Here is an 11,588-nt window from a genome sequence, read left to right as displayed (position 1 = left end):
ATTATCAGCAGTGGCGCGGTCTTTGAGAAACGAGCGGGTGTCCGGGTCTTCTTGGAAATTGCTGGCTAATGCTTCGATGGCTGCACCTCGCACATTCCCAGAATTATCAGCAGTGGCGCGGTCTTTGAGAATCGAGCGGGTGTCCGGGTCTTCTTGGAAATTGCTGGCTAATGCTTCGATGGCTGCACGTCGCACATCCGATTGATTATCAGCAGTGGCGCGGTCTTTGAGAAACGAGCGGGTGTCCGGGTCTTCTTGGAAATTGCTGGCTAATGCTTCGATGGCTGCACATCGCACATTCCCAGAATTATCAGCAGTGGCGCGGTCTTTGAGCCAGCACAAGGCATCACGGTTATCTTTCCAAATTACGGCGATTGTTGCAACTGCTTGAGTGCGAACTTCACGAACTAGCTTAATTTCTTCGTGATCACGGAAGGAGTAATAGTACCAGAGGTCATATTTAGTTAAGTCTTTTAGCTTGTCAAGTAATTTATCAGCCGTTGACGCAATCACCGAGCGATTTCTCACTTCTGCAAGACACTTAGCCGCTAAAAACAAGTTGATAAATTTTTCCTCTTCACCATCTTGCACCATTAAATAATCAAGAATTTCACCAACAAATTTTGGCTCAATCATTCCTGCAATTAACAGCAATACCTCATGCCAAGTTTCATCTTGCCAGTGTTTGCCAAAAACTTCAGTGTTGAGATCCTCAATTTTAATACTGCGTTCCTTCTCAAACTGCCAGACAAACTCCCAAGCACAGAAATATTCTAAAAAAGTCCGATGCACAAAGGCATAGTAATCTGCACCCAAGAAACATAAAATAAAATTGCGATCGCGCAGTTGTTTCATCAACCGTCTGGCTTTATCTCTGGCATCACTCACTGGGATGCTTTGCAGATATTTAGTGAAGATTGCTTCTAAATCATCCGCATAGATAATGTTGCCAGCTAAACCTTTTTCACTGGTTTGCATTTGATAAGCAACTTGACGCAGCATTGCCTGTTTATCTTTATAATCAATAATGTCCAGACGTTCATCCGGCTTTAAATTGCGTCCGTCGTCCCAATTATGCAGCAGAACCTCTGAAGCATCTTTATACAGTTCACTTCTATCTCTAGGTAATTCACGCTTGAGATTGAGAATTGCCATCATGGTTAACAGCAGAGGATTTTGTGCTAGTTCGGCAATCGCTTTCGATTCTTTAATTACTCTTTGTAGACGCTCACGTTTAATATTTTTATCTCTTTCTTCGGCTTGACTAAAAGTTTTATCGTGCCAACGTTCAATAAAATCTTGAATCTGTGCTGGTTCTAAATCTTGCAACATAAAGTGGCGAAACTCTGCATCTCGCAATTGTTGCTGCTTATAGCCAATGATCCGAGATGTGACAATTACCTGCACATCGGGATATTCATTAGTGAAGCGATGAATAGAGGTAATTACTTCTTCCCGCTTCGCCAGTTCAAAGATTTCATCCAAACCATCAAACATGACTAAAGCATTACCAGCCTTTAGCTGCTCATGCAATTTATGCTGATTCAGGTGATAAAAACAATTGGGACTATTATGGTAAAATTGGAGAAAGTTATTACAACTACCCGCATCGCGATCGCGCATATAATTGCGTAACTCAATCAGCAAAGGAATTGGCAGATTAAAATCCTTCTGACCGAGAGTTTTTTCTACCCAATCCAACGCTAGGTATTGCAACAATGTAGACTTGCCGGAACCAGGATCACCTAAAATAACTAGATAATTCTTGCGTTGCTTATCTCGGACAACATCTAATACTGAACGGATTGGCTGCTCAAAATAATTGCGTTGATAACGTTCTGTTTCTTCTTGAAACTTTTCTATTTCAAATTCTGCATCTAATTGATTACTTTCTTGTAGCCTGCGGAGATGTTCTTTAGGCAGTTCTGGTAAAACCTGATAAACTTGACGCACATTTAGCGGGATAAACATTTGCCATAAATTTACCGGATGTTCGCGGGCTGTAGTCTCTAAACTATCTAACTTCAAATTACCGTAGCGTTCGCGAATAGTTTCTAGATATCCAGACAAATGAAAATCTGGTGTAATAGTATCGCTTTGTTGATTATGTTTTTGAATAGCATCAAATTTTTGGAGAATGAGAATATTACGTAACTCGTCTGATTCAGAGAGAATCTGTTGACATTTTCTCAAATAATTATCCGTTACTAATTGCCAGTTAAACTTAGCTGGCATAATTGGTGATTCAGGATGATTCCAAATATCTGCAAGGGTTTGATAATCTAGAGAATCACAATCAGCTTCAAAAGCTTTACCCAGGATTTGTTTAACAGATTTGTTATATATAAATTGCTTGAGTGGTTTAGCAAATTTCTTAATGTCTTCGTCAGACACTCTGTGAAACCTTAACTCATCTTCCGCTATTTGCAAAAATTCCTTCAGCGCCTTAATAATAGCCTTCTGAAGTGGCTCCTTTACAAATAGTGATGTCCCGACGTTGTTGAAGCGGTCTTTGAAAAAGTCTTTGGCGTAATCTTTTGCTAAATCCTCTGCAAACTCTTTGTTGAGAATAGTCTTAACTAGGAGTCCAACAGCATTGCTTGCTATCCAGGCAATCAACCATTCCACCATAATACTCACGCCTGCTAAGTGCTTGATTACGAGTATATACACCTGTCTGAGGAATATTTCCAGATTTCTGGGTTTTTAGGGAGTGCGAGTCTACTCGTCCAAAACTTAAGATTATCTGGATTTATATGCTGCGATCGCACAGCTGTGCGCCCTGAAGATTTGTTAAAAATAACTAAGAACTATGCATTGATATTAGGAGTAGTTTTATGGTTTTACAAGCTCACCCCATCCAAAAAGAACCAATTGTTACTTGGGAAGCACTCCCAGCCGACTTCATTTTACCTGACGATCCAGTGGAAAATATTCAACAACCTGCGATCGCTGCTGCGCTTACCGATGCTTTGGGAAGCACAGCACGCATCCAACCCCAGATGCTGATTGGCTCTAATTTTGGACTTGTAGCCACAGTCAACAAAAAAATCGTTGTCAAAGCACCAGACTGGTTTTATGTCCCTCAAGTACAGTCTGTAGGAACAAATGTAGTTCGTCGCAGCTATACCCCGAATTTAGAAGGCGCTGCTGTAGCTGTGGTGATGGAATTTCTCTCAGACACAGAAGGTGGAGAACTATCAGTCCGCTCAACTCCACCCTACGGTAAACTCTATTATTACGAAAAGATTCTCCAAGTTCCAACCTACGTAACCTACGATCCTTACGAACCAAGCATAGAACTACGCTGCTTGCAAAATGGACAATATACTTTGCAGCAAGCAGACGCTAATGGACGTTACTGGATTCCTGAGTTAGAGTTATTTCTCGGAATTTGGCAAGGTGAAAGATTATGCCAAACCATGAATTGGCTGCGCTGGTGGGATAGAGAAGGAAATTTGCTGTTGTGGAGCAGCGAACAAGCTGAACAAGAACGCCAACGTGCTGAACAAGAACGCCAACGTGCTGAACAAGAACGCCAACGTGCCCAACAGGAAAGCCAACGCGCCGAACAAGAACGCCAGCGTGCTGATATACTAGCAGCTAAGTTGCGCGAGCTAGGTATTGACCCTGATGCGTAGGCGTAGCCCGCACTTCTCTACGAGACGCTGCGCGAACGACAAGCTACTTCGACTGCGCTCAGTACAAGTCAGTGACCATCGTAGACATCGCATAACCTAAAGGGATGCTGGGAATAATAATTTTGGGACATCAGCACCAAAATTCCATGAAACAGCAAAAAAATCAGTTCAGCCATCTTACTGCGATCGAAAGAAGTTATCTATCATTTCCTGCACAGTTTTTATTAAATCAAAACCTTCTCCAAGGCAAAATACTAGACTTTGGTTGTGGCTTTGGTAATGATGTTAAAATATTGCGCCAAAAAGGTTGTGATATTACAGGCTATGACCCTTATCATTTTCCAGAATATCCTCAAAATACATTCGATACAATAATTTGCTTTTATGTTTTAAATGTTTTATTTACCGAAGAACAAACTAATGTTCTTATGGAAGTATCACACTTATTAAAGCCAGGAGGAAAAGCTTATTATGCTGTAAGAAGGGATATCAAAAAAGAAGGGTTTCGAGAACATTATATTCATCAAAAACCTACCTATCAATGTATTGTCAAACTTCCTTTTACTTCAGTTTTTTTAGATGAATATCGGGAATTACATGAGTATGCTCACTATAATCATCAGCAAAACTCATCTAACCATTGTATATTTTGTAATCCTCATAAAAATCTAAAACTATTAACTGAATCAGCAACTGCTTATGCTATTTTTGATGGCTATCCTATAAGTAAAGGGCATGTTTTAGTTATTCCAAAATGTCATGTTAGCAGTTATTTTGAGCTACCATTTCAAGAGCAATCTGCTTGCTGGTTTATGGTGAACAAAGTACAAGAAATTATCAAAGCAAAATTTGAACCTGATGGCTTTAATGTAGGAATGAATATTAACAGAGCCGCCGGTCAAAATATTATGCACGCCAGTATTCATATCATCCCTCGTTACAAAGGTGATAGTGTCTCTACTAAAAGTGGAATCAGGAACGTCATTCCTAAAAAGCAATAGTTTTTTGCTGACAGCTTTAGTAGTAAACCCAGATTTACTGACAGCTTTCAGTAGTAAACCCAGATTTATAGCAAATACATAAATTTGAAAAACCTGATTTTTCAGTCTTGTTGAAAATATTGCAAAATATTTCAGTTAACGTGAGTTCGACGGGTTACATAGTGTTCGCCTAATTAATCGAATAAAAAACCTCTAAGAGGTTTTACTATACAAAATCTGTCCCTCTCCGACGGGCGAGAGAAACTTGAACTTTAATTAAAGACAGGGAGAGGTTCGTCGAACTCACGTTCAATTAACCCAGATTATCTGGATCTATTCCCAGCGCTCTTAATTTTTCTGTCAATTGTTGCACCTTTTGTTCTGCAACTTCAGCGCGTTGTGCTTCTTGTTGAGCGCGTTGTGTTTCTTGTTTTATTTGTTCTGCGGGCGTGAGATACCGTTGTCCTTGCTGATCATACCAATACATCCATTCCCGCGTTACACCGCAATAATTTCCCCTTTCGCAACCAATTCCCAGCCCAATTTCTGGTAGCCAAATGGGGTTTCCCTCTTGCAATTCATATTTACCATTAACTAACTTATGTACTTCCAGATACGGTTTGCGACGGCGACGGGAGGAATAAATCACGTAGTAAAGTACACCCAAAGCCGCATATTCATCCAATTTAGTAGTGTATTCCTTGCGATAATTTTGGGAAACTACTTTTAGCACGAAAATCGGTACAACATTTTCATCCCACAGCACATAACTGGGACGCAACTCTTCATCATAAAACCGCTCTACCCCTAAGCTCAAAAACCCATCTGGCACAATGGGTGGTTTATCCGGGTGATAATAAATACCCATATCTATCCCAAATAACCAGTCCATACGTTCTGCCCAGAGGATCAGCAGGATCGCCTTCAGCAATCCTGGCATCAATTCTTGCAGTTCATTATCCACAGGCGTTTCATCAGAGTCGGGTAGTTCCTCGGCTGAGGGCAAGTACCTTGGTAAGTCGTAGTCTAACATGGCTGGTTTCCCCAAAAATCAAAGGATATTTGGCTCTATTTGGCTCACCAGAATTATAGCGATTTCTTTGCTAGCGATGTCTACGACGGGCTGTGACACTCGAATACTCGCTCTAAGCGAAGGCGAACAGCGTCTCGTAGAGAAGCTATGCCGTTGGCGAACGCGAACAGCGTGTCGCAAGACTTGCCTCTCGAACGCAAGAGCGTCTCCCTTTGGGAGAAGAGAAGGCTTTACGCAACTCTACAAGACGCTGTTCGCCTTCGCTATCAGTGACGCACGGACATTAACTATGTCATTAGTTTACTACTATATATTTAAGTAATTTACTGGTACTAATTTGCAACTTTTAGCTACTAGACAATCTTAAATCTGCCGCAATCATGAGCAAGAAAATTTATTTGATACTTAAATTCTAACTGTCACAATCCGATTATCTTGATGATGCAATGTTTTGCTTTGACTAAGGGATACTACTTGTGGTATTGAGAAACAGTCAAGATTCGACAGATATAATAGTTGCTGGCTGGTTTTTTGGTTGTGCAGAGCATTGCCTCAGCTAAAGTTGCAGCCCAGTCAAGAATGCAGGCGTTTCTACCCCACCAAGGAAGTTGCTTAAGCCGAGAAAATTTTGGTAACTCTTAACTATTAATAAATATATAAGTGCTTAATGCTATTCATGCTTTATATTTAGCGACAGGGTGGCGCAAACAGCCACTCATGTTCAAATACTTAGGAGGCAGTACCCACCGGAAGCAACTTACGCTTCCGATACTATCAGCACGGAGCGTAAGTAAAGGTTAAGTTGATATTAAAACGAATAATTTTTGCTGAATTGCGACAGATAAAGACTAAACTAAAAAGTCTTGTGCAGCAAAACCTGTAGCTTTAAATGAAATAATCATGTCTAAGGTTCTTGTTTCAGATTCTATTGACCAAGCTGGAATTGACATTCTTTCTCAAGTTGCTACCGTTGATGTCAAAATAGGTCTAAAACCAGCCGAACTGCTCCAAATTATTGGTGAGTATGACGCGCTGATGATTCGCTCTAGTACACGCGTCACCCAAGAAATTATTGAAGCCGGCACCCAGCTAAAAATCATCGGTCGTGCTGGTGTGGGTGTGGATAATGTGGATGTTCCCGCTGCCACACGCCGGGGAATTGTGGTAGTCAATTCTCCAGAGGGAAATACAATTGCCGCCGCTGAACATGCGCTAGCAATGATTTTGGCTTTGTCTCGCCACATCCCCGATGCTAACGCTTCGGTGAAACGCGGTGCGTGGGATCGCAATAGCTTTGTTGGCGCGGAAGTCTACAAAAAAACTCTCGGCGTTGTTGGTTTGGGTAAAATTGGCTCCCATGTTGCCACTGTAGCTAAGACAATGGGGATGAAACTCCTAGCTTATGACCCTTTTATTTCTACAGACCGAGCCGAACAACTTGGCTGTCAGCTAGTGGAGCTAGACTTACTCTTCCAGCAAGCAGACTATATCACCCTACACATCCCTAAAACCCCAGAAACCACCCACCTAATCAATGCCACAACCCTGGCAAAGATGAAACCCACAGCCCGGATTATCAACTGCGCTCGTGGTGGGATCATTGATGAAGTAGCTTTAGCAGCAGCTCTGAAAGCTGGTAAAATCGGGGGTGCAGCCTTGGATGTGTTCGAGTCAGAACCACTGGGTGAATCTGAATTGCGATCGCTAGGCAAAGAAATCATCCTCACCCCCCATTTGGGAGCCTCCACCGCGGAAGCTCAAGTAAATGTAGCCATTGATGTTGCCGAACAAATTCGGGATGTACTTTTAGGACTACCAGCGCGTTCAGCCGTCAACATTCCCGGACTCGGCCCCGATGTGTTGGAAGAACTCAAACCCTACATGCAACTAGCAGAAACTCTAGGTAACCTTGTGGGACAGCTAGCTGGCGGACGGGTGGAAGTACTCAATATTCGACTGCAAGGGGAACTCGCGACTAACAAAAGTCAGCCTTTGGTAGTCGCTGCCCTGAAAGGATTACTTTACCAAGCTTTGCGGGAACGGGTAAATTACGTAAATGCCAGCATAGAAGCTAAAGAACGCGGAATTCGGGTGATTGAAACCCGCGATGCTTCCATTAGAGACTATGCCGGAACGCTTCATCTAGAAGCCACGGGTACTTTAGGGACTCATTCTGTCACAGGCGCTTTGTTGGGTGAGCGGGAAATTCACCTGACTGATGTTGACGGTTTCCCGATTAACGTCCCACCCAGCAAATATATGTTGTTTACCCTGCACCGCGATATGCCGGGGATTATCGGCAAACTCGGTTCATTACTCGGCAGTTTTAATGTGAATATTGCCAGTATGCAAGTAGGTCGTAAAATCGTCCGTGGTGATGCGGTAATGGCTCTGAGTATAGATGACCCCTTACCTGAGGGCATTTTGAACGAGATTATAAAAGTCCCTGGTATTCGGGACGCGTATACAGTAACACTTTAATTTTGGATTTCGGACTTCGGCTCCTTTCGGCTTACCTCGGCTTCGCCCAACTCTTAGAGAGGCTGCGCCAACGACGCCGGCTCCATCGAGCGGACTTGTACTGAGCGCAGCCGAAGTAGCCGAGATGCTCAGGCTAAACTCGGCACAAGTCGCTCAAGGCAAGTCGCTTAGTCGAACGATTTTGGACTTCGGCTCCTTTCGGCTTCTCTTCGAGACGCTACGCGAAGGCTCAAGGCAAGTCGCTCAGTCGAACGATTTTGGATTGGTAATGGCTAATTGCTCATTGTTTTTCGCATTGGTCATTATCCGTTACCTAGTCCCCAATCTAAAATCTAAAATCTAAAATTATATGGCAAACACCTGGTGGGAACTACAGATTTTATGTGAGCCAGACCAAGAAGATTCTATCTTTTGGCGACTGGAAGATTTTGGCTGCCGTGGTACAGCTAGTGAAAACAAAGGAAATTCATCTTTAGTCAGGGCTTATCTACCAACAATTCAAACGCAGCTACTAGATTTGGCAGCGTTGTCGCTGTGGTTGCGTCAAGATGCCCTCTGTGTAGGACTTTCGTCTCCATCCCTGCAATGGCAGTTGATTGATGAGGAAGATTGGGCGACTAGCTGGAAACAATATTGGCATCCGCAAGAAATAGGCGATCGCTTCCTAATTAACCCCGCTTGGCTACCATTACCAGAAACAACGGAACGGTTAGTGATTCGTCTTGACCCAGGTGTAGCATTTGGTACGGGCAACCACGCCACGACTCAGCTATGTTTGGAATCCTTAGAAATGCGGCTGAGTGGAGTTCCTCAGTCGTTTGTGGGTACTAGTGGCAAACATGAACATCTAGTAATTGCGGATATTGGCTGTGGTTCTGGTATCCTTTCCATTGGGGCGCTGCTACTGGGAGCAGAGAAAGTCTATGCAGTAGATACTGACCCTTTGGCGGTGCAATCAACTATCAGTAATAGTGCCCTGAACGACATTAGCCCAGAACGTTTACTACCAGCACTGGGAAGTGTAGACGTTTTGAGAAAACTGGTTGAGAAACCAGTGGACGGTATTGTATGCAATATTTTGGCTAATGTGATTATTGAATTGGTTCCAGAAATGAGTGCGATCGCTAAACCTGAAACTTGGGCTATCTTCAGTGGTATTTTACTAGAACAATCTAAAGCTGTTGCTGACGCTTTAGAAGAAAATGGTTGGGTCGTTGCTACTCTGTGGAAACGAAAAGAATGGTGTTGCTTGAATGTACGCCGTTCTTAACCCAGTGGATACCAAAGGTGGAAACAACACTAGTACAGCGTGGCGGAAATAAACAACCATTTCAAATCAACGAAACGTTTACGCTGTATTTCTTTTGAATGAGTGACTTTTACTTCGGCTACGCCCAACTCTTAGAGAGGCTGCGCCAACGACGCCGGCTCCATCGAGCGGACTTGTACTGAGCGCAGCCAAAGTAGCCAAGATGCTCAGGCTAAACTCAGTACAAGTGACTTTAGATTTCCGCCTTGCGGTACTAGTGGTTTTGATTCTTTAATAAGAGAACTAGAAAACGACAAAACTAGTACCGCAAGGCGGAAGTCAAAAGTCAAAAGTCAAAAGTCAAAAGTATTATGGAATGGGCTTTTTAGGGATTTTAAATGGTTGCTCTATTTACGCCGTGGCGTACTAGTACTGTGATCTCAAACAAGCAAAGTCAATAACTATGAATAAAAGTTGGGTTTTGGCAGTTGATCATTTAACGCCCAGTTTCCTATATCTTGGATTTTGTAATCTACTGGATCATGGAGAGTGAACGTGCGGAGATTACGCCAATAGCGGTCAAACCCATATTTTGCATTAGTAGCGCGTGCACCCATAACTTCAAAGATGCGGTTGGTGATGTCTAAACCGACTCTAGTGGCGACGACTTTGGCAGTAGCGATCAAAATCGCACATTCTCCCCGTTGTTCTGCGGTAAGTGACCATTCCTGCTCCCAAGCTGCTTGGAGTAATTCTCCCGCCTGCTCAGTTAAATATGTGGCTGCTTGCAGATCAACCCATATTTTGCCAAAGTGCTGGAGGATGTAAGGATCTTTCGTTGCACTCTCTACACCTGATGTCAGCCAAGGTTTTGTATTAGTGCAAGTATATGTTTTAGCAGCTTCAAATGCTCCTTGTGCAATTCCCAGGTAGATATTAGCAAGATTCAATTGAGTTAAGCACGCACGAATAGTGGTGAAGGGTTCACTAGGTTTGTCTCTACTACTAAGAATTTCGTCAGGGTACACCAACACATTCTCAAAAGTCACACTACCGCTGTCTGTTTGACGTTGCCCTATATTATCCCAATCATGATTAACAGTAACACCTTGCCGTTGGGTAGGAATTATCAGAATACTCAATTCACCATTTTCTTGATGAGTGGCAGTGATCGGTAATATATCTGAGTCTTGGGAACCAGAGCAAAAACTTTTGATGCCGTTGAGACGGAAATAATCATTTTCCGGTGTCAGAGTAGTTCTTTTATCCAAAGGGTTGAGGGCATTGCACCAAAACCAATTGTTGCGAATAGTTTCTGAGTAATACCGCTGTTTTTGCTCTGCCGAACCAAAGATATGAGGAATTACTACACCTAGATGGTGGTAAGAAAAGACGTGAGCAATGGAGCTATCAACTTTGGCAAATTCACGGGTAATTTGCAGAACGGTAATCCAGCTTTGCCCTAAACCACCGTACTGTGTGGGTATGATCAGTTTCAGTAAGTTGCTTTGGCGCAAGCGATCGCGCTCATGCTTTGGTGTTCCCCCTTTTGCATCCCGCTCTACAGCAGTCTGTGCAAATTCTTTTGCTAAAGACTTAGCTAGATCAATATAATTTTGAGACTCTTTAGTTTCGATTAATTGCATATCTTGCAACTTCTCCTGCTAACCTTTTGTGAGGAGCAACTATAAATTTGGCTGGAAAAACTTTCAATCTACAGTGTGCCGATAAAACTACCGTACTATAAAGATATCATTGCATAGTTTAATTAATAAAGCAAGTTCAAATTAAATTAATTTTGCTAAAGCTATAGGTTGTTAGTGCTGGATAAAAAAATATTTGGTTGAGAGTTAAACTAAAAAACAAGTGCATTAAAAAAATATGAGAATCTACTTGTTTTTCCAGACTATATATGCAATATTAATAAATTGAATCCAATAATCTACTTTAACTAGATAAGTAAACAGTAGATAAGAAGTAATGGGCAAAAAAATCAGATTTCTGTCTAAAGTTTAAATATTTTTTACAGATAGATATTCCCTTAGCAAATAGACCAGCTTAGACAGGCATTATTTTGTTGTGAAAAAATCTTTTTACATTTAAACATGGGGATTAGAATGCCAGATATTAACTGATATATCTGGAAGCATAGCGATATTAATGAAAATTTTTGAGTGTTAGACTAATTCAACATTTCTCAGGGC

General features: G+C 42.1%; 7 protein-coding genes. 4 read left to right on the top strand and 3 right to left on the bottom strand.

Annotated features, from left to right (window positions below):
• Positions 1 to 2,673 (bottom strand): NACHT domain-containing protein (locus V7K49_RS15040; protein ID WP_335206231.1); only part of this gene is annotated, 2,673 nt, incomplete at its 3' end.
• Between the two features lie 164 nt (positions 2,674 to 2,837).
• Here V7K49_RS15040 and V7K49_RS15035 point away from each other — a divergent pair.
• Together V7K49_RS15035 and V7K49_RS15030 are read left to right on the top strand one after the other, a co-directional pair.
• Entirely contained in the window at positions 2,838 to 3,641 is an 804-nt protein-coding gene (locus V7K49_RS15035; RefSeq protein WP_335206230.1) for a Uma2 family endonuclease, read from the top strand.
• Positions 3,642 to 3,787: 146 nt separating this feature from the next.
• Positions 3,788 to 4,642, top strand: coding sequence for an HIT family protein (locus V7K49_RS15030; protein WP_335206229.1), 855 nt, complete (start codon positions 3,788 to 3,790; stop codon positions 4,640 to 4,642).
• Positions 4,643 to 4,934: 292 nt separating this feature from the next.
• Here V7K49_RS15030 and V7K49_RS15025 read toward each other — a convergent pair whose 3' ends face one another.
• Positions 4,935 to 5,654 carry a Uma2 family endonuclease gene (locus V7K49_RS15025; protein ID WP_335206228.1) on the bottom strand — a complete coding sequence of 240 codons (720 nt, stop codon included), beginning with the start codon at positions 5,652 to 5,654 and terminating at the stop codon, positions 4,935 to 4,937.
• Positions 5,655 to 6,554: 900 nt separating this feature from the next.
• Here V7K49_RS15025 and serA point away from each other — a divergent pair.
• On the top strand, positions 6,555 to 8,135 hold the full coding sequence (gene serA, locus V7K49_RS15020) for a phosphoglycerate dehydrogenase (RefSeq protein ID WP_334867776.1): 1,581 nt from the start codon (positions 6,555 to 6,557) through the stop codon (positions 8,133 to 8,135).
• A gap of 349 nt (positions 8,136 to 8,484) precedes the next feature.
• The gene (prmA, locus tag V7K49_RS15015) at positions 8,485 to 9,405 is read left to right on the top strand and encodes a 50S ribosomal protein L11 methyltransferase (RefSeq protein ID WP_335206227.1); all 921 of its coding nucleotides are present in this window, start codon (positions 8,485 to 8,487) and stop codon (positions 9,403 to 9,405) included.
• A 440-nt stretch (positions 9,406 to 9,845) separates the two neighbouring features.
• On the opposite strand, the gene V7K49_RS15010 is transcribed toward prmA, so the two are convergent.
• Positions 9,846 to 11,030: an acyl-CoA dehydrogenase family protein gene (locus tag V7K49_RS15010; RefSeq protein WP_335206225.1), complete on the bottom strand. Its 1,185-nt coding sequence runs from the start codon at positions 11,028 to 11,030 to the stop codon at positions 9,846 to 9,848.
• Between the last annotated feature and the right edge of the window lie 558 nt (positions 11,031 to 11,588).

Source organism: Nostoc sp. (genome assembly GCF_036919675.1).
GTDB lineage: Bacteria > Cyanobacteriota > Cyanobacteriia > Cyanobacteriales > Nostocaceae > Nostoc.
This window is presented reverse-complemented; position numbering and strand designations above follow the sequence as displayed.